The 23,369-nt window shown below is 62.8% G+C and carries 22 protein-coding genes and 1 pseudogene; 10 read left to right on the top strand and 13 right to left on the bottom strand.

All coding sequences use genetic code 11. The features are described 5' to 3' along the window. The first annotated feature begins 56 nt into the window (after positions 1 to 56). Both ACZK5G_RS20935 and ACZK5G_RS20930 read left to right on the top strand, forming a co-directional pair. Positions 57 to 1,310: an ABC transporter permease gene (locus ACZK5G_RS20935; protein ID WP_478464661.1), complete on the top strand. Its 1,254-nt coding sequence runs from the start codon at positions 57 to 59 to the stop codon at positions 1,308 to 1,310. Continuing rightward, positions 1,307 to 2,554, top strand: coding sequence for an ABC transporter permease (locus tag ACZK5G_RS20930; protein ID WP_478464659.1), 1,248 nt, complete (start codon positions 1,307 to 1,309; stop codon positions 2,552 to 2,554). Before ACZK5G_RS20935 ends, ACZK5G_RS20930 begins: the two co-directional genes overlap by 4 nt. Positions 2,555 to 3,289: 735 nt before the next feature. Here ACZK5G_RS20930 and ACZK5G_RS20925 read toward each other — a convergent pair. Next, a pseudogene (locus ACZK5G_RS20925) lies at positions 3,290 to 3,697 on the bottom strand (cold-shock protein); the annotation flags it as partial. Between the two features lie 40 nt (positions 3,698 to 3,737). Continuing rightward, positions 3,738 to 4,094 carry a hypothetical protein gene (locus tag ACZK5G_RS20920; RefSeq protein ID WP_478464657.1) on the bottom strand — a complete coding sequence of 119 codons (357 nt, stop codon included), beginning with the start codon at positions 4,092 to 4,094 and terminating at the stop codon, positions 3,738 to 3,740. Between the two features lie 666 nt (positions 4,095 to 4,760). Here ACZK5G_RS20920 and ACZK5G_RS20915 point away from each other — a divergent pair. The 3 genes from ACZK5G_RS20915 to ACZK5G_RS20905 all read left to right on the top strand — a co-directional run bounded on the left by ACZK5G_RS20915 (position 4,761) and on the right by ACZK5G_RS20905 (position 6,359). Then, positions 4,761 to 5,363, top strand: a complete 603-nt coding sequence (locus ACZK5G_RS20915) for a DUF998 domain-containing protein (RefSeq protein WP_478464656.1) — start codon at positions 4,761 to 4,763, stop codon at positions 5,361 to 5,363. A 119-nt stretch (positions 5,364 to 5,482) separates the two neighbouring features. Beyond that, complete coding sequence (locus ACZK5G_RS20910) at positions 5,483 to 5,794, top strand: hypothetical protein (protein ID WP_478464654.1); 312 nt, start codon at positions 5,483 to 5,485, stop codon at positions 5,792 to 5,794. Between the two features lie 118 nt (positions 5,795 to 5,912). Beyond that, positions 5,913 to 6,359, top strand: coding sequence for a DUF4279 domain-containing protein (locus ACZK5G_RS20905; RefSeq protein ID WP_478464652.1), 447 nt, complete (start codon positions 5,913 to 5,915; stop codon positions 6,357 to 6,359). Here ACZK5G_RS20905 and arr read toward each other — a convergent pair. Beyond that, complete coding sequence (gene arr, locus ACZK5G_RS20900; RefSeq protein ID WP_478464651.1) at positions 6,352 to 6,786, bottom strand: NAD(+)--rifampin ADP-ribosyltransferase; 435 nt, start codon at positions 6,784 to 6,786, stop codon at positions 6,352 to 6,354. The two genes, ACZK5G_RS20905 and arr, sit on opposite strands and share 8 nt — an antisense overlap. A 125-nt stretch (positions 6,787 to 6,911) precedes the next feature. Beyond that, complete coding sequence (gene ubiK, locus ACZK5G_RS20895; protein ID WP_049456468.1) at positions 6,912 to 7,163, bottom strand: ubiquinone biosynthesis accessory factor UbiK; 252 nt, start codon at positions 7,161 to 7,163, stop codon at positions 6,912 to 6,914. A gap of 155 nt (positions 7,164 to 7,318) precedes the next feature. On the opposite strand from ubiK, the gene ACZK5G_RS20890 reads away from it, so the two are divergent. After that, complete coding sequence (locus ACZK5G_RS20890; protein WP_005411374.1) at positions 7,319 to 7,657, top strand: P-II family nitrogen regulator; 339 nt, start codon at positions 7,319 to 7,321, stop codon at positions 7,655 to 7,657. A 189-nt stretch (positions 7,658 to 7,846) separates the two neighbouring features. Here ACZK5G_RS20890 and ACZK5G_RS20885 read toward each other — a convergent pair whose 3' ends face one another. After that, entirely contained in the window at positions 7,847 to 8,506 is a 660-nt protein-coding gene (locus tag ACZK5G_RS20885; RefSeq protein ID WP_032127129.1) for an RIO1 family regulatory kinase/ATPase domain-containing protein, read from the bottom strand. 436 nt (positions 8,507 to 8,942) lie between these two features. Between ACZK5G_RS20885 and ACZK5G_RS20880 the strand changes: the two genes are divergently transcribed. Next, positions 8,943 to 9,848 (top strand): aspartyl/asparaginyl beta-hydroxylase domain-containing protein, encoded by a 906-nt coding sequence (locus ACZK5G_RS20880; protein WP_040009311.1) that lies wholly within the window; start codon positions 8,943 to 8,945, stop codon positions 9,846 to 9,848. Positions 9,849 to 10,008: 160 nt separating this feature from the next. On the opposite strand, the gene speE is transcribed toward ACZK5G_RS20880, so the two are convergent. Continuing rightward, entirely contained in the window at positions 10,009 to 10,863 is an 855-nt protein-coding gene (gene speE / locus ACZK5G_RS20875) for a polyamine aminopropyltransferase (protein WP_008268330.1), read from the bottom strand. 191 nt (positions 10,864 to 11,054) lie between these two features. Between speE and speA the strand changes: the two genes are divergently transcribed. Both speA and ACZK5G_RS20865 read left to right on the top strand, forming a co-directional pair. Continuing rightward, a complete protein-coding gene (gene speA, locus ACZK5G_RS20870; RefSeq protein WP_005411370.1) occupies positions 11,055 to 12,944 on the top strand; it encodes an arginine decarboxylase in 1,890 nt (629 codons plus the stop codon). Between the two features lie 43 nt (positions 12,945 to 12,987). After that, entirely contained in the window at positions 12,988 to 13,308 is a 321-nt protein-coding gene (locus ACZK5G_RS20865) for a DUF6122 family protein (protein ID WP_005411369.1), read from the top strand. Between the two features lie 449 nt (positions 13,309 to 13,757). Here the strand turns inward: ACZK5G_RS20865 and ACZK5G_RS20860 are convergent, their stop codons facing one another. The 3 genes from ACZK5G_RS20860 to ACZK5G_RS20850 are packed head-to-tail and all read right to left on the bottom strand — an operon-like array spanning position 13,758 to position 16,023. Further along, the gene (locus ACZK5G_RS20860) at positions 13,758 to 15,077 is read right to left on the bottom strand and encodes a sensor histidine kinase (protein ID WP_478464649.1); all 1,320 of its coding nucleotides are present in this window, start codon (positions 15,075 to 15,077) and stop codon (positions 13,758 to 13,760) included. Further along, positions 15,074 to 15,733, bottom strand: coding sequence for a response regulator transcription factor (locus ACZK5G_RS20855; RefSeq protein ID WP_478464647.1), 660 nt, complete (start codon positions 15,731 to 15,733; stop codon positions 15,074 to 15,076). The genes ACZK5G_RS20860 and ACZK5G_RS20855 overlap by 4 nt, the downstream gene beginning before the upstream one ends. Next, a complete protein-coding gene (locus ACZK5G_RS20850; RefSeq protein WP_005411366.1) occupies positions 15,733 to 16,023 on the bottom strand; it encodes a PepSY domain-containing protein in 291 nt (96 codons plus the stop codon). The genes ACZK5G_RS20855 and ACZK5G_RS20850 overlap by 1 nt, the downstream gene beginning before the upstream one ends. A gap of 151 nt (positions 16,024 to 16,174) precedes the next feature. Here ACZK5G_RS20850 and ACZK5G_RS20845 point away from each other — a divergent pair, with 151 nt between their 5' ends. Then, positions 16,175 to 16,609 (top strand): PepSY domain-containing protein, encoded by a 435-nt coding sequence (locus ACZK5G_RS20845; protein ID WP_032127132.1) that lies wholly within the window; start codon positions 16,175 to 16,177, stop codon positions 16,607 to 16,609. A gap of 143 nt (positions 16,610 to 16,752) precedes the next feature. Here ACZK5G_RS20845 and ACZK5G_RS20840 read toward each other — a convergent pair whose 3' ends face one another. The 4 genes from ACZK5G_RS20840 to ACZK5G_RS20825 form a co-directional block, all read right to left on the bottom strand. Next, complete coding sequence (locus tag ACZK5G_RS20840) at positions 16,753 to 17,121, bottom strand: hypothetical protein (protein ID WP_478464646.1); 369 nt, start codon at positions 17,119 to 17,121, stop codon at positions 16,753 to 16,755. A gap of 144 nt (positions 17,122 to 17,265) precedes the next feature. Further along, positions 17,266 to 20,469 carry a hypothetical protein gene (locus ACZK5G_RS20835; protein WP_478464644.1) on the bottom strand — a complete coding sequence of 1,068 codons (3,204 nt, stop codon included), beginning with the start codon at positions 20,467 to 20,469 and terminating at the stop codon, positions 17,266 to 17,268. Between the two features lie 8 nt (positions 20,470 to 20,477). Next, a complete protein-coding gene (locus ACZK5G_RS20830) occupies positions 20,478 to 21,917 on the bottom strand; it encodes a hypothetical protein (protein WP_107432605.1) in 1,440 nt (479 codons plus the stop codon). Positions 21,918 to 21,941: 24 nt separating this feature from the next. Next, a complete protein-coding gene (locus ACZK5G_RS20825; RefSeq protein ID WP_478464642.1) occupies positions 21,942 to 22,997 on the bottom strand; it encodes a helix-turn-helix transcriptional regulator in 1,056 nt (351 codons plus the stop codon). Positions 22,998 to 23,369: the final 372 nt, after the last annotated feature.

Below are 23,369 nucleotides of genomic sequence, written 5' to 3'. Positions count from 1 at the left end.
ATATGTTAGGCCATTACTTTGCGCTTGCCCGCACAAGGCTTCTGGAAACCAAGGGAATGAGCGCCGCGCTGATCCTGGCGCTGGGGTTGGGCATTGGCGCGAGCATGACGATGTTGACCGTCGTGCGGACAATGACGTGGGATCCACTGCCGGGGCGAAGCGAGCATCTCTATCACCCCTTCATCGACGCACTCCCCACCTCCTACGACGTCAGGCCTGGCATGGACCCGCGGGTGGCCCTTACCTGGGTAGATGCCCAGAACCTGCTGCGGCAGGCCCCGGCCTCCCATCAGGCCGCGCTGGCATCTGCTCGTCTATTGGTGGATGCGCAGCGCAGCGTGCAGATTCCATTCTTCACGCAAGGGCAGTATGTCACTGCGGATGCGTTTGCCATGTTCGGCATCCCAGTGGTGCAGGGCAGGGCCTGGACGCGTGAAGATGATGCTGCCCACGCCCGGGTTGTCGTGCTGGGTCAGGATCTGGCTGCTCATTTGGGCGGTGAAGGCCTGGTGGGTACGACTGTTCGGCTGGGTGGCCAGGCATTCACGGTGGTGGGTGTTGCCGGTCCGTGGAGCCCGCGCCCACGGTTCTATACGGACCTTCAGCAGGACGTGTTCAAGGGGCGCGAAGACTTCTTCATACCGTTAGGTGTCGCGGCAGAGATGCAGATGACGGTGTCCAACAGCGTCTTTTCATGGAGTGGTGACAAATCCCCCAATCGCCTGCAGGACGCTCGCACGTCGTGGATCCAGTTCTGGGCGGAGTTGCCTGACGCGGCCAGTGTCGAGCAGTACGAGCGCTTCCTGGGCAACTACGCACGTGCACAGCACCAGGCGGGAAGGTTTGACAGGACAACTGCACCGCGGATGGTGTCCCTGAAGGACTTCCTGGTCGAGCATCGCATCATCCCCAACGAGGTGAAGCTGCAGTTGGCGCTGTGCCTGGGCTTCCTGATCGTTTGCCTGCTGAACATGAGTACCCTGATCTTCGCCCGCTTCATCCGCCGTTCCCATGAGATATCGATCCGTCGGGCGCTGGGTGCGCGCCGGCAGGACGTCATCTATCAGCTCTGCACCGAAGCACTGATCATCGGCGGCCTGGGCGGCGCGGTAGGGCTGATCGTTGCAGAGGCCGGCCTCTACCTTGTGCGGATGCAGCCGGAAGACTACGCCTCGCTGGCCAACATGGATCTGAGCATGGCCGCTCTCACCGTGGGCCTGGCGTGTGTCTCCAGTGTCATCGCTGCGTTCTTCCCTGCGCTGCGCGCTACCTCAGGCCGTCTGGCCATGCAGATCAAGGCGTCAGAATGAGCATTGCAGAAGCCCCCCTTATCGTCCGCGCGCTCACCCGCAACCGCTTCATCGCGTCCATTCTCCTGGTGCAGGTGCTGGTTGCCACGGCGTGCGTGACGAACCTTGCGTTTCTGCTGTCCGAGCGGCTGGGAACCCTCACCTACAAGACGGGCCTGGAAGAGGCGAACCTGGGCGTCATCGAGACCGAATACCTGGGGCCTGCAGCAGCCAACCCTGCAGCCTCGATCAGGACCGACCTGGAGGCCATCCGCCAGCAACCAGGCGTCGAACAGGTAATCGCAGCAGAGTCACTTCCGCTTGCCCAGCACAATTGGTCGGCCGGGTTCACCAACAAGCCGCTTAAAGGCAATGACATTTCCGGCATCGTAGAGGCCGAACCGACTGTCTATACGGCATCGTCGCCTGCCGCCAAGGTGCTGGGCCTGACCCTTGTTGCCGGCCGTGACCTGTCTGCGGGAGCATTCGTGCCGATGGAGGCCAGCGCCGACTACGCCGGGCTCTACAAGGCAAGCGAGGCCGTTGTCTCGCAGGCACTGGCAGACAAGCTGTTTCCGGAAGGCGGCGCAGTCGGCAAGTTCCTGTATGCCGATGCGCAGCATCCCATCCAGGTGGTCGGCATCGTCAAGTCGCTTTCCCGGCCTGTTCTGAAGACCGATGCAGACAATGACATGTCACTCATCCTGCCGCTGATTCCGGACGGGCCTCGCGTGATGTTCGCCATCCGTGCCGCGGATGGGCGGGTGGCGGATGTGATTGCGTCCAGTGAGGCGGCCTTGTCGCAGCGCGACGCAAACCGCACCATCGCCCGCAGCACCTCGTTCCGGGAACTGCGCGCCGACTACTTCCGCCACGATCAGACCATGGCGATAATGTTCCTGAGCTCCGGGTTGGCGCTGTTGGTGGTAACGGCTACGGGCGTGTACGGACTGGCCAGCTTCTGGGTTCGCAAGCGGTATCGTCAGATCGGTATCCGGCGCGCATTGGGTGCCCGGAAATCCGACATCCTCCGGTACTTCCTGGTGGAGAACCTGATTCTCACCGCCACCGGGTCTGTTGTCGGCACCGTACTGGCCATCGGCCTGAACATGGCCGTGGCCCGGTACTACGAGGTGGCCAGGATCGAGACGCCATTTCTCGCCATTGGCGTACTGACCGTGCTTCTGTTGGGCCAGGCCGCAGCATTTGTTCCGGCCCGACGAGCAGCCAAAGAAGCCCCGGTGGCGATCCTGCGCAGCGCCTGACCCGGACGGGTCTGTCATCCGGCCAGTGCTCGCGCCAAAGCACCGTTCCTTACGGCTACGCGATGGCGACTCGGAGGAGTTGCGATAGACAAGGCGTATAACAGGGCAGTGGAAGAAAGGAGTAACCGGCAATGCGATGCATTCGGATACTAACCCTCCTCTCGCTCATCCTGGGTCTGCTGGGGTGCAGGGACGAGGTGGAGAGTTCAACGTATCCCATGGGTCAGAGTGGAAAGACCTGCACTGCCGACAAGGGCTTTGATCGCCACCCACCAGAAGTGGTTGTTGCCGAGCTTTCCAGACGGGCGTTGGATAGTCGCAGGTTGACTCATAAAACAGTCTGCGGCTCGGTCACCAGTTGGGAGATCCTTCCCGCGGGGGCTTCGATCAATCAGATACCTCCGCCAAATGTTTATGTAAGCGTCCGGCTGAGGGAGGACGGCTCCGTTTCCGTTAGTACGGACCGCCCATGATGTCGGCGCTGCCCCTGATGCTCGAGCATCAGGCCAGGATCACAGGACGGTAGGATTGCTACGTGTGGTGCCGGGTTCGTCGAGTACCCGGAGAGGTCAGCCTCTGGCCGGAAGCGAATCTGATCGATGACGGCGTCGCAATTCGTTTAATGCGACGGAGCCCAATTTGATGATCTGCGGAGGGTAGACAGAGAACGCTCGATGGCGCGACGGGCACTCCGCGGGCTGACGTTGTGAGTCGCTGGCGAAGCGGCTAGAGGGATTACGACCAAGGGCGGCCCGCGGTCCTCAACAAACAACGCTGCTCATCAGGCACGTACTCATTGAAGCGTCGAAACAGCGCTTCGATCCACGAGGTTCCTGCACTCTCCACCAGCAACCCGACCTGGCTCTGGTGGTAGTCCCACCATCGCTCGAAACTGAGACGCAGGCGTTCGATATCCGGCGCCCGCGTAAGTGCATCTGCGGACATCCGGATCAGCACGCGCGAGGGCGCATTCTCCACGTCCATCACCAGCACGCCCTTGCACCGGATCTCGACGGACGTTGCCCCGGCATGGCGCGCGTGCAGTTCAAAGCCCTCGTGGGCCTTCGCGGTAACGAAGCCGAGCGCATCACTGTGCAGCAGGTGGTAATCGGCCGGCCGCAGCTTCTGGTAGGCCCACACTTGACCCCGCACACAGGCAGAAAGGTCCGCGCCATAAGCGCGCTCAGTCCTTTGGTCGCATCCGCTCGTGGATGAAGGCGGTCAGCGCGAGATCGGCCATCACCAGCCCCTCCATCACCCGATCGCCCACGTACTGTTCGGACTCGCCGTTCTGGCGCGTGCGCTCGGCGGCCAGCAGGATCTCCTGCACGATGCGCTGGCCGGTGAGGGCGCAGTCGGCATCGGACAACGCCATCTGCCGGCTGCGTAGATGGTGCCGCTCAGGCCAGGGCTGGCCGTCGGCCGCAGCGCCCGCGCCGATGGCGTGCAGGATGGCGATGAGGCTGTTGGGGTCCGGGGCCGGAGCGTTCGAGCGCGCTTCCTGGATGGGGCGCGGGGGCGGGGAGTGCGGTGTGGTCATGGCAGGCTCCGTGCATGCAGGCAGAAGCCGCCACCGATAAAGGTGGCGGGCAGAGCGTGGCTCGAAAACCGGATGTTGGGAACCGGCGGGTACAAGACCCCCACGCCCCGCCCGCCATAGCCGGCAGACGGATTGCCAGCCGGCACCACGCGCGGTGGTGCCGGCTGGCAAGCGCAAACTACTTCCCAACAAAACGGGCTTTCGAGTCCCGACCACCGATGCACGGTGGCGCAGTAACGATTACCTGCTGTTGTTCGGAATGCCAACGGGTTGGGGTCAATGCCGCCAAAACCCGAGACGCTTTTGGCATTGTCGCATAGCACCGGAAGCGGCGAGAGCCTTGGCGTGCTAGGCGGAGCGGCACTTCTGGAACGGAGTCGTCAGAACCTTCCGCCAGAGAAGCAGGGCGCGGCAAATGCGACAGCATTGGTCCGATGGCAATGTGTGATCGCCCGTACGATGGAACCGGTGCGACGGCCGCTGATGAGTGCCGCGTACTTCGCCTCCAAGCGTGAGTGACTTTCTGCCTATTGACCCCGTAGGACGTCACGCAGAATCTGACTACTGCTGTAGTCACCCGGAACTGTCCTGCGCGGAGCAGGAAGGATCTGCGGCGTTTGAACGGATTCAACCCACTGGCACAGGCCAATACAAGGATCACTGTACGTGTTACGCCGCAATCGACTTCTGCTGTTTGCGGGTCTGATCCCGCTTCCGTGGTTCCTGTTCTGGACCAGCGTTGCCGCCGTGTTCGCGCCGGGCTACAACCCGCTTGCGCAGCACGCCAGCGAGCTGCTGCAGGCGCCAACGCTTGCAAGCATCTGCGGCAGGATCGCCGCCATCGGCTCCGGTGTCGGCTTCGTGGCGTTCTCCATCGGGGTATGGCGGGAGTCCGGTCGCCGGATTGCAGTAGGTGCAATCTGCTGGTTGGTCTTTGGCATTTCCATGCTGACCAACGGGCTCTGGCCCATGGGCCATCCGATGCACGGCTTCTACACCATCGGTATCGCAAACATCATTGCACCGGCGATGTCGCACATCGAATTGAGCGCGTGGTCTGCCAACCGAAGGGCGTACGCCGTGACTGCTATGGTGAGCATCGCGAGCATCGTCTATCTCTGGTTGAACGTGGTGGGAGCGGATCCGGAGGGGTTCAGGGGGCTGACCCAGCGCGTGTTTTCATCGATCAACTCGCTGTGGCCGTTCCTGGTGGGGCTGTACCTGATGCGGCGGGGTTCAAGGGCACCGCAGATGCAGCCTGCACGTTGATGGATAGGCATCGGCAGGTCTGAGCAACAGAATGGCATCTGGCCAACAGCGGACTGGGCAGGCGAGAGCAGCGGGTGCTAGCGCTTTTTTCCTAGCCGAACCGGACAACCGGAGAAGATATGGTAGCCACCAAAGTCCCCCTGTCTGACTTCCCGCTATCCGTGATCAGCCTCGAAGAGCTCCTGCGCGAGGGCAGAGACGGAGAGGAGGCGACGTTCACAGACCAGGCCATCGCTGATTGGTGTTACGAGCTATTCGCTGCAATAGACAGCTGGACTGAAGTCTGGAGCGGGCACGTCGAGGTTGTGAGGGCGCGGGAAGTTGCGTACGACGTCGCATTGCAGTTCGAAGCCGATTTTCCTAATGCCAAGGATAGGGTTTTGGATGCTGAGCTCTATCAATCGTGGCTGAAACGGCTAGAACACAGGTAGCGCAATGTTACCGTCAGCGTATCAGGCGATTGCCAACGTCCGCTCATGGCTGATAGCTGACCTTACGTCGATGAGATGTATGGATTGGAAGTGATTCCGAAAGGACAACTGGATTCCGATGGCAGCATTCGATCATTCCCTGGTGACCCTCCGATTCTTCGGGGACGACCTCCTGCCCGAAGAAGTAAGTACCTTGCTCGGGGCGACTCCAACCGCATCGCATCACAAGGGCCAGGAACTCAGAGGCAACCAATCAGGCACCGTGCGTATCGCCAGGACTGGCAGCTGGCAACTTGATGCGGAGCGTCGTGAGCCTGAAGATCTGGAAGCGCAGATCTTCGAGATCCTCGATCAGCTCACGGGCGATCTCGCCGTATGGCAGTCTCTGGCACGCTTCCGGCCTGATCTGTTCTGCGGTCTTTTCATGGGTAGCAGCAACGGTGGTGTCTCGCTTTCGCCTAGCGCGCTGCTCGCTTTGGGTGAGCGCGGCATTGAGCTCGGGCTGGATATCTATGAAGCCGATGAAGAGGTGCGCGACGCCCAACGCCAGCAGGCCATCAATTGATGATCTCCCCACTCCCCGAAGCAACAAACGCCTTCAACTGCCGAACGAACTCCGCGTCGTAGGCTTCCCACTCCACAATCTCCCCAACCACCCGCAACGGCTGCGCACTCCGATACGACCGCGTCGGGTTCCCGGGAAACTTCTTGTTGGTCACGTTCGGGTCGTCCTCGAACGGCCCGGTCGGCGCCACCACATACACACGCGGCCGCCCTTCACCGCGGGCCATCTCCGCAGCCAGCCCGGCGCCCTTGGCAATCGTGGTGAAGTAGATGTGGTTCATCACCACACTGTCGCGATAGTTGGACCTGAAGCCCGCGCTCAGCAGTTCGCCCACCGCCAGATCAGCGCGGGTGCCGTGATAGAACGGCCCGGCAACCTGGTCGCAGGTGTCATGCGAAACGGGTGTCCATTCGGTGTCCTGCGCCATCGGCACTGCCCCTGCGTGTCCTGCCGGATCGACAGGCCGGCGAGTCTAGGGCGCCCGGAGGGCCTTGCTGCAAGGCCGCATCCGGGAAATACTCTGTAGTGGGAGGCGCGGTGCGCCTCCTTTTTTCATTCTGCGGCGCCGCGCCCTTCCAGTTCGCGCACGGCGGTTTCCAGCGCGTCCAGCTTCTCGCGGGTCTTCAGCAGCACGGCGCGCTGTACTTCGAACTCCTCGCGGGTGACCAGGTCGAGCTTGGCCAGGCCGGCCTGCAGCGCGCTCTTGAAGGTGGCCTGCAGTTCCTCGCGCGATTCGCGCAGGCCCGGCGGCACCAGGTCGCTGAGGCGACGGGCGAGGTCATCGATGTGGTTCAGGTCGATCATGGGGTGCTCCGTGGGGGTGGGCCCGTGCATCCGGCGCGGGCAGGCCATTCGGGCACAAGGATACTGCCGGCACCCATCGCCCGGACAGGCGGCGGCGGCTTCGCACGGGCCGCGTTCAGGCGCTATCCTCCACGCCGGAAGACAGGAGATAGACGATGAAGATGGTCATGGCGGTGATCAAGCCGTTCAAGCTCGACGACGTGCGCGAAGCGCTGGCCGAGCGTGGGGTCACCGGGATCACGGTGACGGAAGTGAAGGGCTTTGGTCGCCAGAAGGGCCATACCGAGCTGTACCGCGGCGCGGAGTATGTGGTCGATTTCCTGCCGAAGGTGAAGCTGGAAGTGGCGGTGACCGATGACCAGGTTGAGGCGGTGGTTGAGGCCATCGTGAAGGCCGCCGGCACCGGCAAGATTGGTGACGGCAAGGTGTTCGTGTACGACCTGGGCAGCGTGGTGCGTATTCGTACCGGTGAGCTGGACGCGGACGCGTTGTAACCCGTTCGGCGGGATGTTGTAGAGCCGAGCCGATGCTCGGCTTGCTCTTTGTAGAGTCGAGCTTGCTCGACTGCTCTGCGCTTCAGTCGAGCAAGCTCGACTCTACGAAACGGCAGCCGAGCATGGGCTCGACTCTACAAAGAGCGGTAAAGCGGTCGAGCAAGCTCGACCCCTACCAAAGCAAAGCATTTACCGGCGCTTGGCCCACTTGTAGAACCGCTTCCAGCCCTGGCGCACGGCGGCGACCCAGCCGGGGTCGGCCACCAGTGCAGCCTGCGCGGCACTCGGCGCCTGGCCGGTTACGCGCTGGCGGATCTTCAGCAGGTTTTTCATGTCGCTGCGGCGCATCTGCCGGCTCAGCGGGTTGCGGCGCAGCCAACGCGGGGCCCGCCAGGCCGAGGTGAAGTCCAGCAGCACCGGTACGCCGCTGCTGACCACCACGTTGGTGCCATGCAGGTCGTTGTGGGTGATGCCGGCGGCGTGCAGGCGGCTGAGCGCGTGCTGCAGCTGCTCGAATACTTCATTGCCAACGGCCTGTGCGGTGCTCAGGGTCTGGCCGGGAATGAACTCCATGCCCAGCGCCAGGCCACCGAGGGTGCCGAGCAGCGCGGGGGCATGCTTCCAGCCGCCGAGGCGCTGCAGCATGCGGGCCTCACGGCGCACCATCAGCCGGGCGATCAGCGAAACGGGAGTGCCGCGGTAGCGGGAATAGTCCTTGATGACCGCCTCGCGCCCGTCCAGGCAGGTGCGGTAGACGTCGGGGGCCAGGAAGCGTTCGCCGCGCTTGAGCAGCAGCGGGGTGGCGGCGTCATCGCCGCAGGAGGAGGGGGGCAGAGCGGGAAGATACATGTCGGGGTCTCGGACGACCCGGTGGGTGGCGCAAAGCGTCAAGCGAACCGGTGTTACAGGGAGTTACTAAGTTTTCGTTAATTTTAGTACTCGCCAGTTCGCTATTCCACGATTTGTCGGAGAAATGTCGGGGTCGTGGCTGGAACAGTTCGTCGCGCCCAATCGGACAATTCTGTCTCACTTGGCCGGTGGTTCTTTCAGAATCAATAGGTTGCGTTTCGCTCCGCTTCGTTCATCCGCGGCCCGCTGAACGTCACGCACGTCCGGCTTGACCCCGACGCACGGCCTGCCGACCATAAGCTGTTAATTCGCGACATCGGCGGCCGCCCCTTCCTGGCACGTCCCCGTCCCCTGCCGCGGTCCCCACCGGTGCTGGCCGTCCGGCCGTGCATCGCCCTGATTCCCGTTCCGGCTGCGGCTGGAGGAAAGTGTTTTGATCATCAAAATCGTCATTGCAGCGCTGTTCGTCGCCTGCGTGCTGTACATCCACTTCCGTGGCAAGGTCCGCGCGCGCTGGTCGCGCCAGCTGCTGGACCACTCCAGTTTCATGGCCCCGATCAACGTGGTCATGTACATGTTCTCGAAGGTGCCGACCACGCCGTTCCTGGACCCCGCCAAGGAATTCCCGCAGCTGGAGCCGCTGCGCCAGAACTGGCAGATGATCCGCGACGAGGCGCTGGCGCTGCGCGATGCACAGAAGATCGCTGCGTCCAGCACGTTCAACGACGCCGGCTTCAATTCGTTCTTCCGCCGTGGCTGGAAGCGCTTCTACCTGAAGTGGTACGGCCCGTCGCACCCGTCGGCGAAGGCGATGTGCCCGAAGACCACGGCGCTGTTGGAGTCGCTGCCGGACGTGCGTGCGGCGATGTTCGCGCAGCTGCCGTCGGGCAGCGAGCTGCGCCCGCACCGCGATCCGTTCGCCGGTTCGCTGCGCCTGCACCTGGGCCTGGCCACGCCGAACAACGACGGCTGCTACATCGAAGTGGACGGCATCAAGAAGAGCTGGCGCGACGGTGAGTGGATGATGTTCGACGAGACCTACATCCACCATGCGCATAACGAGACGCCCGATGATCGCGTGATCCTGTTCTGTGACATCGCCCGCCCGCTGCACTTCGGCCTGCCGGGCCTGTTCAACCGCGCGGTGGCGGCCACGCTGCTGGCCGGTGGTGCCTCGCCGAACCTGCCGGGTGACCCGACCGGTGGCGTCAACAAGGCGTTCGGCAGCGTCTACAAGGTGCGCCTGAAGGCCAAGGCACTGCGCGAGCGCAGCGTGGTGGCCTACCAGCTGATCAAGTGGGGCCTGGTGGTGGCGGTGATTGCGGGTATCTGGGCGCTTTGATCGTTACATGCGGTTGCCGGCCAGCGGCCGGCACTACCGGAACATGAAAAAACCCGCGCTGTTGCCAGCGCGGGTTTTTCTTTTGCATCGTTGGGTGCCGACCGTTGGTCGGCACGCCTCAACCCCGGTAGGTGCCAACCTTGGTTGGCACGCTTTCCGATCAACCCTTCAGTGCGGCCTGCACGAACGGCGGGGTCACCAGCACGCCGGTGTGCAGCGCGGCGGTGTAGTACAGGGTGTTGAAGGTCTTGGCGGCCGAGTCGGCCTGGCGGAAGTCGAAGCTGCTGTCGCCCTTGCGCGCCATGGTCACGCTCCACCAGCCGGTGGGGTAGCACGGCTGCGGGAACGGCAGGGTCTTGAACGAGCCGAAGCCGGCCTTGCCCATCTCGGTGCGCATTTCGTTGATCAGGTCCAGCTGCATCAGCGGCGACTCGGACTGCTGCACCAGGATGCCGTCGTCCTTCAGGGCCTTGAAGCAGCTCTCGTAGAAGGCCTTGTTGAACAGGCCTTCGCCGGGGCCGACCGGGTCGGTCGAGTCCACGATCACCACGTCCACGCTGCCGGCCGGGCAGTTGGCCATGTAGGCCACGCCGTCGTCGAACAGCAGCTCGGCGCGGGCGTCGTCGTTGGAATCGCACAGTTCCGGGAAGTGCTTGCGCGCCATCACCGTGACCTGCTCGTCGATATCGCACTGGGTCACGCTCTCCACGCCCTTGTGCTTGAGCACTTCGCGCAGGGTGCCGCAGTCGCCGCCACCGATGATCACCACGCGCTTGGGCGCGGCGTGGGTGAACAGCACCGGGTGGCTGATCATCTCGTGGTAGAAGAAGTTGTCCTTGCTGGTCAGCATGATGGCCCCGTCGATGGTCATCAGGTTGCCCCAGTCGGTGGTCTGGAAGATCTCGATCTTCTGGAACGGCGACTGCACCTCGTCCAGCTTGCCGGTGATGCGGTAGCCGATGGCCGAGCCGGTGCGCTCGAAGTGTTCGATGTACCAGTTGTTGCTGTCAGTCATTGGAAAACAGTCCTGTTCGGAGGGGTGGAGCCGGGCTGGCGGGCGGGGCCGCGTGGCACAGATGCCACATCCGGACGGATCGGCCCGTTCAGGTTGGAACCTGTCACGGGCGCGGGCGCGCATGATAACGAACCTGTGGGCATATAGGCGTTATCATGCCCCCCCTTTTATTGCCAACAAGGCCGACTGAAATGACCGATTGGTCCCTCGACCAAGCCCGCAAGACCTACTCGATCCCGCATTGGGCGGACGGTTACTTCGACGTGGATCAGGCCGGGCACATGGTGGTGAGACCGACCGGGGCGGACGGCCCGGTGGTGTCGCTGCCCAAGGTGGTCGACGCGGCCCGTGCGGCCGGCGCCAAGCTGCCGTTGCTGGTGCGCTTCCCGGACATCCTCGGCCAGCGCCTGGGCAAGCTGCAGGCGGCCTTCGCCCAGGCCCAGCAGGACTGGGAGTACAGCGGCGGCTACACCGCCGTGTACCCGATCAAGGTCAACCAGACCCGCGGCGTGGCCGGCACCCTGGCCAGCCACCACGGCGAAGGCTTTGGCCTGGAAGCGGGCAGCAAGCCCGAGCTGATGGCCGTGCTGGCGCTGTCGCGCCCGGGTGGCCTGATCGTCTGCAACGGTTACAAGGACCGCGAGTACATCCGCCTGGCCCTGATCGGCCGCAAGCTGGGCCTGCAGACCTTCATCGTCATCGAGAAGCCTTCCGAACTGAAGCTGGTGCTGGAAGAGTCCAAGGCGCTGGACGTGAAGCCGGGCCTGGGCGTGCGCATGCGCCTGGCCTCGCTGGGCGCCGGCAAGTGGCAGAACAGCGGTGGCGACAAGGCCAAGTTCGGCCTGTCGCCGCGCCAGCTGCTGGACCTGTGGAAGTCGCTGCGTGACACCGAGTACGCCGACTGCCTGAACCTGCTGCACTTCCACATGGGCTCGCAGATCTCCAACGTGCGCGACATCGCCAACGGCATGCGCGAAGCCACCCGCTACTTCGTGGAGCTGTCGCGCCTGGGCGCGAAGATCACTCACGTCGATGTGGGCGGTGGCCTGGGCGTGGACTATGAAGGCACCCGTTCGCGCAGCTTCTGCTCGATCAACTACGGCCTGCATTCCTACGCCAGCAACATCGTGCAGCCGCTGGCCAATGCCTGCGAAGAGTTCGGCCTGACTCCGCCGCGCATCGTCACCGAGTGCGGCCGCGCGATGACCGCGCACCACGCGGTGCTGATCGCCAACGTCTCGGAAGTGGAAGAGGCGCAGGAAGGCCGCGTGCCGGACCAGCACGACGACGAGCCGGCCGCGATCCGCCACCTGCGCGAGATCCACGACGAGCTGGACGTGCGCCCGGCGGTGGAGCTGTTCCAGGAAGCACAGCACTTCCACGCCGAAGGCCTGGCCAGCTACGCGCTGGGCCAGATCGACCTGCCGCAGCGTGCGCGCATCGACGATCTGTTCTACGCCATCGCCCATGGCGTGCGTGCGCGCCTGAGCTACGACGAGAAGAGCCATCGCCCGGTGCTGGACGAACTGAACGAGCGCCTGGTCGACAAGTACTTCGTCAACTTCAGCGTGTTCGAATCGATCCCGGACGTGTGGGCGATCGACCAGGTGTTCCCGATCGTGCCGATCGAGCGCCTGGACGAAACCCCGGACCGCCGCGGCATCATCGCCGACATGACCTGCGACTCGGACGGCATGGTGGAAACCTATGTCGAGAACGAGAGCCTGGACAGCTCGCTGCCGCTGCACAAGATGAAGCCGGGCGAGAGCTACCGCATCGGCTTCTTCATGGTCGGCGCCTACCAGGAAATCCTGGGCGACATCCACAACCTGTTCGGCGATACCGACGCGGTGGAAGTGCTGGCCGATGCCGATGGCTACGCCATTACCCAGCAGCGCCGTGGCGACACCACCGACGTGATGCTGGATTACGTGGGTTACCGCCTGGACGAACTGCGCGCGACCTACGCGCAGCGCGTGGCCGAGGCGCAGCTGTCGCCGGAACGTGCGCAGGAGCTGTCGGAAGCGCTGGAGGCCGGCCTGACCGGCTACACCTACCTGTCCGACGAACCGCTGGTCTGAGGTCAACGGGAACGCCGGGCATGGCCCGGCGCTACCGGCCCCGATGAGCGCGCGCGCGATCTTCCACCTGTTCCTGCATGCCGCCGTGCCAGCCCTGCTGGCATGGCTGTTCTGGCGCAAGCGCTTCGCCTCGGCGTGGCTGCTGATGCTGCTGGGCTGGATCATCGATCTGGACCACCTGCTGGCCGATCCGATCTATGCACCGAACCGCTGCAGTATCGGGTTCCACCCGCTGCACACTGCACCGGCCATCGCGGTCTATGCGGGGCTGTGCGTGCCGAAGAAGACGCGGTTGTTCGGCATCGGTTTGATCATCCACATCGTGCTGGACGCGATTGATTGCTGGTGGATGCATCACCGTTGATGCTGGGTGCGTGTCGACCAAGGTCGACACCTACAGGGGGCGCGATGGCCGAGGGAACTGATGCACTGCTTTGGTAGATGCCGACCTTGGTCGGCGCTTTTGATGCGTGTCGACCAAGGTCGACACCTACCGGGTGCACGGCGACCGGTCGGATTGGCGCTTGGTAGAGCCGGCCGCTGGCCGGCTTCCGCAGGGCGTTCCCGGTGATCACGTGGTTGCCGGCCAGCGGCCGGCACTACCCGCCGTTGGGTTGGCCAAGGTCGACACCTACCGGGTGCACGATGGCCGAGGGAACTGATGCACTGCTTTGGTAGATGCCGACCTTGGTCGGCGCTTTTGATGCGTGTCGACCAAGGTCGACACCTACCGGATGCACGGCGAACGGTGTTCCCGGTGACCACGTGGTTGCCGGCCAGCGGCCGGCACTACCCACCGTCAGGTTGGCCGCCTCACGCCACCGGCAACCACAACGTGGCCCGCAATCCCGGCTGCGCATTCTCCAGTGCCAACCGCCCGCCATAACTGGCAGCGATATCACCCACAATCGCCAGGCCCAGCCCACTGCTGCCCTCGCGCTCATCCAGCCGCACGCCACGCTGGGTGACCTGTTCCAGCGCGTCTGCAGCCAGCCCGGGGCCGTCGTCGCGTACCTCAATGCGCAACTGCCCTTCGCTGGTGTCTGCAGTGACGTCCACCTGTTGCTTCGCCCACTTGCCGGCGTTGTCCAGCAGATTGCCCAGCATCTCCTCCAGGTCCGCACTGGCACCGGTGAACTGCAGTGCCGGATCGATACCAGCCGCCGTGAACGTGATGCCACGTTCGCCATGCACGCGTGCCATCAGCCGGCACATCGCCTGTGCGACTGCCGCCACGTCGGTGCGCTGGCGATGGTCGGCGGCCAACCCTGCGGCCAGGTAACGGTCGACGCTGGCCTGCATACGCGCACTCTGCTCGCGTACGGTGGCGCGCCAGTCCGCGCCGTCGCCGTCGGCCTCAGTGGCCAGCACGCTCAGCGGGGTTTTCAGCGCATGCGCCAGATCCTGTGCACTGGTGCGCGCGCGCGCGACCATGCGTTGCTGATGCTCCAGCAACGCGTTGAGCTCCTCGCCCAGCGGTGCAACCTCCGCACCCAACCTCCGTGTATCGATGCGCTGCGCGTCGCCGCGCCGCACCCGTTCCAGCTGTGCACCGAGGCGATGCAATGGACGCAATCCGAAGTGCACCTGGCTGGCCAGCACCGCCAGCCACGCCGCGACCAGCACACCCAGCGCGATGGCAGTACGCTGGCGGAACGCGGCAACGTCTGCATCCAGCGCGCTGCGATCGGTTGCGACCACGGCCACGAACGGTTCGTTGGCGCGTGGCAGGCGCACCTGCTGCACGCGTGCGCGCAGGGATTGCTGCAGCGGCCCACTCAGATTGCGCGTGGCCGGCCCGCTGGCTGTGACGGGCAGGGTTTCATCCCACAGCGAGCGCGATTGCAGCAGTACGCGGCCATCGGCGCCGGCGATCTGCCAATAGGCACCGGAGAACACACGCTGGAAGCGCGCGTCATTGGGTTCCTGGCGCAGGCGCAGCTGTCCGTCCGCATCCACTTCGGCCTGCGCCAGCAGGGTCAGCATGTCCTGCTGCAGTTCATGGTCGAAGCGATCGCGCGCGCTGCGCTTGAACAGCTCGCCCAGCAGTGCACTGGCCAGCAGCGAGACCAGCAGCAGGCCGACACCGCCAGCCAGCAGCAGGCGCCGTCGCAGCGAGGGTTGCCGGCTCACGGCGCGGCCAGCCGCCAACCCTGGCCGCGTACGGTCTGGATCAGATCGATGCCGAGCTTGCGGCGCACCCGCCCGAGCAGCACGTCAAGTGCGTTGGAGTCCGGGTCATGGCCGCAGTCGAACACCTGTTCACCCAGCCGGTCGCGGCCGATCACCTGGCCGCTGTGGTGGATGAAGTAGCTGAGCAGGCGGAACTCCTGCGGGCTCAGCGCCAGCGCCTGCCCATCCAGTTCAAAGCGGCCGGCGTTGACGTCCAGCTGCAGCGGGCCGCAGTGCAGGCGCGGGCTGGCGTGGCCGTGGCTGCGGCGGATCAGGGCGCGCAGGCGCAGCACCAGCTCATCGGCCTGGAACGGCTTGGTGAGATAGTCATCGGCACCGGCATCGAACCCAGCCAGCTTGTCGTGCCAGCGCCCGCGCGCGGTCAGCACCAGCACCGGGAAGCTGCGGCCGTTGCCGCGCCAGCGCTCGATCACGCTCAGTCCGTCCAATCCGGGCAGGCCCAGGTCGACGATGGCGGCCTGCAGATCTTCGATCTGGCCGATCTCCTCGGCCTGGCGGCCGTCGGCGACCACGTGCACCACGTAGCCGGCCTGCTCCAGCAGGGGCAGCAGGCGCTGTGCCAGCGCGGCATCGTCTTCGGCCAACAGGATGCGCATCAGTCGTCGAGCTCCGTCTTCAGCAGCTTTCCGCTGCGCGCATCATAGTCCAGCTCCACTACCACGCCGTCGCCGCGCAGGATCTCCACTTCGTAGACGCCGTCGTCCAGCTCCACTTCCAGCAGCTGGCCCGGAAAGCGCTTGAGCGCATCGCGCACCACGCTTTCCAACGGCACGTAGCGGCCCTGCTGCACGGCGCGGCGCGCGACCTGCTGCGCCGGGTCCTGTGCCGGTGCGGCGGCGGTGGGGGCGCTGGCCAGGGCCAGCAGCAGGGGCAGGGTGGAGAGCATCGGGGCGCAGGGCGGGCTGTAGGAACAGGCGTGAGTGTGCCGGGGCTGACTAACAGCTGGCTAACAGTGCCGGCTAAGGAGCTGTTAACCACGGGGTGCATTGTGGCGTTGCCGGGATGGTCCGGCCACGAACACGAACAGGAGAACCCCCATGTTGAAGTCGCTCACCCTCGCCACTGTTGCTCTGCTGGCCATCGCACCGGCCGCACAGGCTGCACCGCTGGGCATGGCCCAGGTCGAACAGACCCTGCGCAAGGCCGGCTACACCCAGATCCACGAGATCGAACGCGATGATGGCCTGTGGGAGGCTGACGTGAGCCGCGCCGATGGCCGCTTCAGCGAGGTCTACGTTGACCCCAAGACCGGCGAGATCTTCGACGAGCACAGCGGCCGCGCGCTGTTGACCACCGAGCAGGTGCTGGCACGGGCACAGGCGCATGGCCTGCGCGAGATCCATTCGCTGGAACGCGATGGTGCGACCTGGTCGCTGGAAGCCCGCAATGCCCGCAACCAGAAGGTGGACGTGCGCCTGAGCGGCTATGACGGCCGCATCCTGCACAGCGAGCGCGACGGCTGGCTGGATTGATTCGCGTGCCGGTAGGTGCCGGCCGCTGGCCGGCACACGGGGAGAAAGCGTGTCGACCAAGGTCGACACCTACCGGTCGGATGGCGTGGGTTGGAATATGCTAATTTTGGTCGGCGGAAAAGGTACATCCGGCCCAAGCCTTTTCAGCCATCGGCCTCCCCACGTTCAGCCTCGATGATTGGCAGTTGAGCCGCAAAGAAGTTCGCTGCTACAAGTGCATTGATGAGCACGTAGCTGCAGATGGCAGTGTCCAGCCAGGCTCCCGAAAACAGTGAGATCGCCAGGCCCATCGACGCGAGAATGACCGTGGCAAGGAAGTTGCCACCCCTGGCTGCGCGCGATCTGGCCAGAGCGGTGGCCTGACGCCACCAGAATCCATCGGCGTAGCGGCGGCCCTTTGCTATACCGAGATTGTAGCGCTGGACATTGATACCCCGGATAAGGGCGTACATTTCCAACGGCAGCAGGATGAGCAGATTGAAAGCGATCAACAGCGGCGATAGTTCTTCCACGTAGTTTCCTTACCAAGCTGCGGGATTGCAGCGACAAACCAAGCTTGCTGGGTCGCTGCGACACATCCTGTCGCTCGTTCGGAACCTATACGTGGTCCGGACGTTGACGCTGGCCGGAAGGCCAGCGTCTTGTCTTATGGTCGGTCAGTGCTGCGGCTGGACGCGCCAGCGTCCAGTACGCAGCCAGGTCTCATGCGAATTGGGTGAGTACACGCTCAGAAGTCCCTGGTCGTTGGCGCACAGGTAGTTCCAACAGCCGTCTTCAAGGGTCAGATCCGCGAACGTCCGGCCATCCTGGCTGAGCAGGAGCTTGCTGTGGCTTGTGTGCCAGAAGACGCTCATGTTCTCCAAGTGGAAGGCGTCTCGTACGGAAATACTGTCCTTGTCCCGGCTCCATTCGTAGGCTTTGGTAGCACGGAACAACTCGTTGGATCCAAAGCACAGCAGATGATCGGCCATCCGAGTGACCAATACACCGGAACCATGGTTCATCCGTCCCTCCCACGTGCAATTGCGCCATCCTTTGCCGGGCACGAAGTACTTTACAGCGGGCTCGAGTTCAGTCTTCTTCTTGTCATTGCCGTAGATCCAATTGTAGGTGCAGAAGATCAGCAATGAGTGATGGCCCGGAAGTGCACGCAGGGCGTCAACCTCCATACCCTCTGGCAAGTTGGGTGTGCCTTCCCAGCGGGACCAAGGGCTGTCCAACGACTGAGTGGCAAACAGCACCGTCTCGCGATAGCTGCCAGTCTCCTCTGAATCGAACACCAACCCCTTCTTGGTGTACTTGTAACTACAGTCGCGGAGGAATCGCCAGATCCAGATGCCTTCGAACTGTACGATGTCATCTGTAGGCGAACAGGAATAATCCCCTTCGTTGATGGGATACGACGTTCGATTCCAGTGACGGCCGTCGGACGAGTATGCAAAGCCTTCGCTGTACCCGGTGAGAATCCAGGTGCCGCTGACCACGAGGATATTCTTGGTCGAAGTGGTTTCCACGCCAAAGGGGTGGACCTCCTCCCACTGCACGCGGTCATCACTGAGGTAGTAGCGGCCTTCTTGCGTGGCAACCAGCCAGCGGTCACCGTTGGTCTTCATATCCCGGATCTGCTCCGGGTCGCAGGGTGGGGAGGTGATATCTTCCCAATCGATGCTGACAAGCAGCACCTGACCGTCCTTCTCCACCGTAGCCGAACGGCTGGCCAGGTTCTTCTCGCGCTGCTTCTGGAGTGCAAGCTCCCGTTCACGCAAGCGCCGTTCGAGTACAGGTGTGGAGAAGTCTCCTTCTGCGAACAGTCCCAGCTGGCAGTCGGCATCGTCGCAGGCGCTCGAGAAGCTATCCAGTGTTTTCTCCAAACGCCGCTGATAGTGCTCGAACTGATCGCTCCACTGCTCATTTTCTGCAGAGTTGTCGAGATCAAAGTCCGCGTATCCGGAATCGTTCTCGAAGTCGAATCTGGGGAGTCCGAACCGACTTACCAGCGCATTGGCTGAAGACAAGGCACCGGCGTGGGTGGCGAGCAGATCAACCACCTTGCCGCGCATCTGGTTCAGCGTATTGGCACAGGACTTTCGACCCACCGAGAAGGCCGTAGATCCCACCGCGTTGGTGAATTTGCTGAAAATCCCTTCATCAAAGGGAGAGGCGCCAAGGAAGTAGCTGTAATCGATGGCCTTCATGCCGGCCTTGCTCAGGTCACCGGAGAGGTTGATGGCCGCCAGGCTTGCTGCGTGGAGCTCTCGCCTGGCATCAGTGAAGGTGTCAACGAGGCTGAATTCACGATAGCGCAGAACGTTGGACCAGCCAGCAGTCAGCCGCGACAGCCGCGCGCCTGCCTGCAGCACACGTTCGTGATCCTCATCCGCGAGTACCGACTGGATGGCTGCAAGCTGCTCCTTGAACTGTGCTGGCTTGAGCACTCCGAGGATGCGCATTACCTGCGGACTCTCAATTTTTCGTCCTTCAATGGAGAGCAGGAAGAATGCATCCAACAGCCAGCAGTACACGCGATTGTCATCGGTCAGCAGCACGCGCAGCTCTTCCAGCTGTTCAGCCTGCATGTGGCCGCGGGTGTCCCTCGAGAGGAAGCGCGACACTGCCGTAGGCGTATCAGCCTTGGCGGCCAGGTGGTTGATGAAGTCGCGGCCGAGTGGTCCGCACTCCGAAGCATCCGGCAGGCAGAGCGACAGCAACTCGATGTAGGTGCGCCGCTGGTCTGCGTCCTCGGCTGCATCAAGGAAGCTGTGCTGCTTGATGTCCGGTAGCCGGGAAACCAGCGAGATCTGCTCTTGCTGCTCTTCAGGGGGCGGAAATACGTCGGCCTGGACGTCAAGCCCATTGATGTCGCGGTAAATGGCGATGGCCAGCAGGCCCCCGCCCACGATCTCTGCGACCAGGTCACGCAACGTGTACGTCGTTGCCAGGCCGTCGAACTCGTCACCAAAGATGCGGGAGATGATTTTCTCACGCGCGGCATCTGAATTGCACAGCTCATCGTCGCTGATCAGCGCCATGATCCTGCTGTGCTGGTCGGACAGATAGTAGAGCGCATTGAATCCGATGCCGGAAACATTGGACTGGATGAACGCGGACTCGATCTCAATGTCTTCGGTGACGATTTGGATGTTGCGTCGGTAAAGATCGATGCCAGTAACATCCATCTGGTCGATGAGGTCGATGATGAAGTCAAGCAGGCGGGCCTCGTCATCACAGTTGACGCCAAGATTCTCAAGCGTCACCACCAGGTGATTGATGTCCTCCAGCGTCAGCTCGATATCCTGGTGCTTGAGCATGAAGTCATAAGCGAGCTGTACGACAAGAAGCGAGCGCGGGAGTGAGCGATAGCGCCGCTTGTTTGCCTCGATGTTCAGCGACCACTTGTTGAGCCGGACATTGTTTTCAAGGGGGCGAAGCCGGTTGCCAATCCTGTCGATTGCCTCGTCGAGGAAACAGCGGGTTTCGATGATGAACTCATTCATCGTCCCGAGATTGTTGCGGATGACGGCGATGGCCTGAGCGTTGATCAGGTTCTGCTGCTGAAGCTGTTGGAGATAGTACCAGGCAATCTTCTGGATCTTCAGCGTGTCATGTTGGTTGGCAAGCGCATTGTTGCGGGTCGAGCCGCTGATGGCGCCGAGCAGACGTTTGCAGAAGCCGGCCCCAGCCTGCTTCTGCAGCCGGTCCTGGCTGCTGGTCAGCAGTCGGGACGCATCCAGCGCCAATCGCTGGGTCATGGCCGCATTGCCGCGGTGACGTTCAACAAGATCTGCGACTGCTCGCTGTTCGTCCGCGTCGAGCGACGAATGGAAAACGTCCATGGATGTGTCTTCGATGATGCTGTTCATGGCTGGCCTTACAGACGGTTGAGTTTTTCGCGAAGTTGACGACTTTGGGCTTTCAGGGTCGCTATCTGCCCTGAAAAGTGCTTTTCAGAGAGCACCAGTCCCTTGTGGAAATCGGCATAGAACAGTTGGGATTCCTGCAGCAGCTCAAGGGATTGCTGCAGTGACAGCCCGTTCTCAACGACCTCGCGGGTTCCTTCCAGCGTCAAGCGGAATGCTTTTTCGACGTGGTTGTCCACGGCGATGGTCATTGCCATCGAGGCAATGATGCCGCCGATGATGCCGCCGACAAGGGCACCCGGTGGCCCGCCCACCATGCCCAGCGTCGCGCCGATGGAGGAGCCCAGGACGCCCGCGCTGGTCTGCAGGATGTTGGTGCCGGTCCGTGTCTCCAGCTCTGCAAACGTCATGCGGCCAACCCCGACCATCACCAGGCACTGGACCAAGTCGACGGCGCACACGGCCGCGCCGGCGACACCACCGCGGGCAAGGACGCTGGTGAAGCCAGCACCTGCAAACAGGGCCGGCATGGCGCGGGTGGCCAGTGCAACGCTTGCGGTCGCCGTGCCGGCTTTGAGCGCCGCATCGCCAGCGGCTATGACGGTGTTCTGCAGGATCCGGTGTACGGCTTGTTCGGTAGTGATCTTTCCATCGCGGACGTGCTGCAGGTGCTGGAAGGTGTTGATGCTGCCGGCGATCACCGAGGTAACCAGTGCGGCGGAGCCAGCGGCACGCATGCTCTGCTGCAGCGTCGCCCTGTTCAGGTAGCCATCCTGCATCTGTTTGTGAGCAGCTTTCCCCTCTGCGCTACCCGTGCCAAGCTGTTCGGCATCGCGCTTGCTGAGTGGAGTTGAGGCGGCTCCATCGACCTCTATGCTGTCTGCAGCTTTGTCGCGGACCTTGGCCGCAGCCTCGGACACGGCGGGACGCTTCTGCTGGTTCTTCAACACGTCGCGCTGGGCGGACTGACGGATACCCTCTATCTGGTCGGACGGCCCTACGAACAGATCGCTGTCTTGGTAACGATGAATGCCGTCCTTGCTTGAGCGGAAGGCCTTCTGGGTTGCATCAGCATCTTTGAAGTACTTGAGCTGCGCACCCAGCAGCTGCTCATCCCCTTTCATCACAACGATATCGTGGGTCGTGTGATTGCGTGATAGTGGGCTGTTGCTGAACGTGTCGGTGAACGCACGGACATCCTTGTCTTTCAGGATCGCATCAAGATTGAACGTTTCGGCATGCCACGCTTCGGCCGCAAATCCGCCTTTGATCGCTTTATTCTGGGCAGTCGAAGCAATTCGTTGCATGAGCATGGTGCTCTGATCAATCTGGTGGATCATCTGGCCGACCTTCTCGGCAGCGGCTCCCGTCCAGATTGGACAGACACTGACAGCGGCCGGGATTGCTTTTCTGGTTTGATCTTCCATGGAATTTCTCTCGGTAATCAGCATGCTCTGTGCGGGATCGCACAATGATCAGTAAAGGGAAATGACGCGTTGGTTGCGGTCAAGAATGGCTTCGCGAAGCCCACTGGGCTCAAGGACCCGGATGTTGTCCCCCAGGCTGTACAGCCACCAGAAATTCTCCTGGTCGTCTGGCAGGTGTGCGTGGATACGGACCCAGTCCGTAGCCTCCAGCGCTTCAAGATGCTGGTCTTCGCACAGTGGTGTTTCCCGGAGCGTCCAAGCAAGCTGGGGATGGATGTCGGCAATCAGTTCGATGTTTCCCGAGCCTTGCCGCGGCGTGAACGCTGCACCAGGCAGATAGTGGTCCATCTCGAACCCATCATCATCGGAGCGAATATCCAGAAGCGACGCCTGAGCGATGCGATGCAGTGCAAAGTGGCGTACATCCTGGTAGCCGGACACGCTTGCTATCAGATAGCTCGCTGGTCCGCGCGAAACGAGACCCTTGGGATGAAGGGTCATGCGTTTGCTCTCGCCTTTTGTGCGACTGAGATAATCTACTTGTAGCTGGCGTTGATGCAGCAGTGCCTCGGCAACCGTGTTCCAGACGGTTCCATCCACCACCGCGGGCAGCAGCGCCTTGCCATTGGGTATGCTGCGCACTCGCTGGGCCCAGCGACCGTGACCACCCGATATCTGGCCATTGATACGAGAGTGTGCATCCGAGAAGTGCGGCCCGAGCAGGGCCATGACATCAGGGGGAAGAAGGTGCCGCAGGTGATTCTCAGACAGGCAAAGGGCCAGTGCTTCAGCCGAGCTCATTACTGGAGCTCCTGCCCGCGCATGCGGCTCGTATGACCAGCGATAGGGCCGTTTTCGCCTGATTGCTGCGTCCTCGTGGTCCTTCGAACACATGAGGTTGAAACGGCCATTGAGCATTCCTTCCAGGTCGCGCTGCAATGATCGTGGGCTGATATCGAAGTCAGGATCCTCCTGAAGCAGCGCATCACGCAGCTGCACCGTCGAGATGCTTGCGGGGTAACGGGGAATCAGACGTAGCAGCACGACGTTGCGTCGTGTTGGGTCTTTCTTCTTGCGGGAGCTCATTTTCTGATCGACGCTCATGGCGGTGGTGCGACGTTCAGCGACGCCGTTGCCTTGAGCTTGATCGATGAATGCGACACAACCTGTCGCACGCCACAGAAGCCGGTGCGACGCCGCGCTGCTTCGGCGGGGAAATCGCCCGCCATTCGAAGGCTTGTATTGATCGTGTCAGCAAAGACGCCGCAGACGGCGGTCGGCCAAACTGGAAATCGAGGGGGGCGGTGTCGGTCGAAAAGCGACAATGCTTCTTACGCCAACGGCTCTTCTGCCGCTGACGCAACAACCAGCGTGCGACGTGAGGCCTCGCGATGCCGAGTCCAATGCTCATTGAGCCGTGCTTCCTTGTACGGTACTTCGTCCAACCTCGCCCAGCTTCTGGCGAGCCCCTGATGG

This window comes from Stenotrophomonas sp. 62841_Sma, from assembly GCF_056482945.1.
This window is presented reverse-complemented; position numbering and strand designations above follow the sequence as displayed.

Excerpts from the sequence above, each read along its gene's own strand:
- ACZK5G_RS20935 (WP_478464661.1), top strand. The coding sequence starts at position 57 with ATGAGCGCCGCGCTGATCCTGGCGCTGGGGTTGGGCATTGGCGCGAGC.
- ACZK5G_RS20930 (WP_478464659.1), top strand. The coding sequence starts at position 1,307 with ATGAGCATTGCAGAAGCCCCCCTTATCGTCCGCGCGCTCACCCGCAAC.
- ACZK5G_RS20920 (WP_478464657.1), bottom strand. The coding sequence starts at position 4,094 with ATGACCACACCGCACTCCCCGCCCCCGCGCCCCATCCAGGAAGCGCGC.
- ACZK5G_RS20910 (WP_478464654.1), top strand. The coding sequence starts at position 5,483 with ATGGTAGCCACCAAAGTCCCCCTGTCTGACTTCCCGCTATCCGTGATC.
- ACZK5G_RS20905 (WP_478464652.1), top strand. The coding sequence starts at position 5,913 with ATGGCAGCATTCGATCATTCCCTGGTGACCCTCCGATTCTTCGGGGAC.
- arr (WP_478464651.1), bottom strand. The coding sequence starts at position 6,786 with ATGGCGCAGGACACCGAATGGACACCCGTTTCGCATGACACCTGCGAC.
- ubiK (WP_049456468.1), bottom strand. The coding sequence starts at position 7,163 with ATGATCGACCTGAACCACATCGATGACCTCGCCCGTCGCCTCAGCGAC.
- ACZK5G_RS20890 (WP_005411374.1), top strand. The coding sequence starts at position 7,319 with ATGAAGATGGTCATGGCGGTGATCAAGCCGTTCAAGCTCGACGACGTG.
- ACZK5G_RS20885 (WP_032127129.1), bottom strand. The coding sequence starts at position 8,506 with ATGTATCTTCCCGCTCTGCCCCCCTCCTCCTGCGGCGATGACGCCGCC.
- speE (WP_008268330.1), bottom strand. The coding sequence starts at position 10,863 with ATGACTGACAGCAACAACTGGTACATCGAACACTTCGAGCGCACCGGC.
- speA (WP_005411370.1), top strand. The coding sequence starts at position 11,055 with ATGACCGATTGGTCCCTCGACCAAGCCCGCAAGACCTACTCGATCCCG.
- ACZK5G_RS20865 (WP_005411369.1), top strand. The coding sequence starts at position 12,988 with ATGAGCGCGCGCGCGATCTTCCACCTGTTCCTGCATGCCGCCGTGCCA.
- ACZK5G_RS20855 (WP_478464647.1), bottom strand. The coding sequence starts at position 15,733 with ATGCGCATCCTGTTGGCCGAAGACGATGCCGCGCTGGCACAGCGCCTG.
- ACZK5G_RS20850 (WP_005411366.1), bottom strand. The coding sequence starts at position 16,023 with ATGCTCTCCACCCTGCCCCTGCTGCTGGCCCTGGCCAGCGCCCCCACC.
- ACZK5G_RS20845 (WP_032127132.1), top strand. The coding sequence starts at position 16,175 with ATGTTGAAGTCGCTCACCCTCGCCACTGTTGCTCTGCTGGCCATCGCA.
- ACZK5G_RS20835 (WP_478464644.1), bottom strand. The coding sequence starts at position 20,469 with ATGAACAGCATCATCGAAGACACATCCATGGACGTTTTCCATTCGTCG.
- ACZK5G_RS20830 (WP_107432605.1), bottom strand. The coding sequence starts at position 21,917 with ATGCTGATTACCGAGAGAAATTCCATGGAAGATCAAACCAGAAAAGCA.
- ACZK5G_RS20825 (WP_478464642.1), bottom strand. The coding sequence starts at position 22,997 with ATGAGCGTCGATCAGAAAATGAGCTCCCGCAAGAAGAAAGACCCAACA.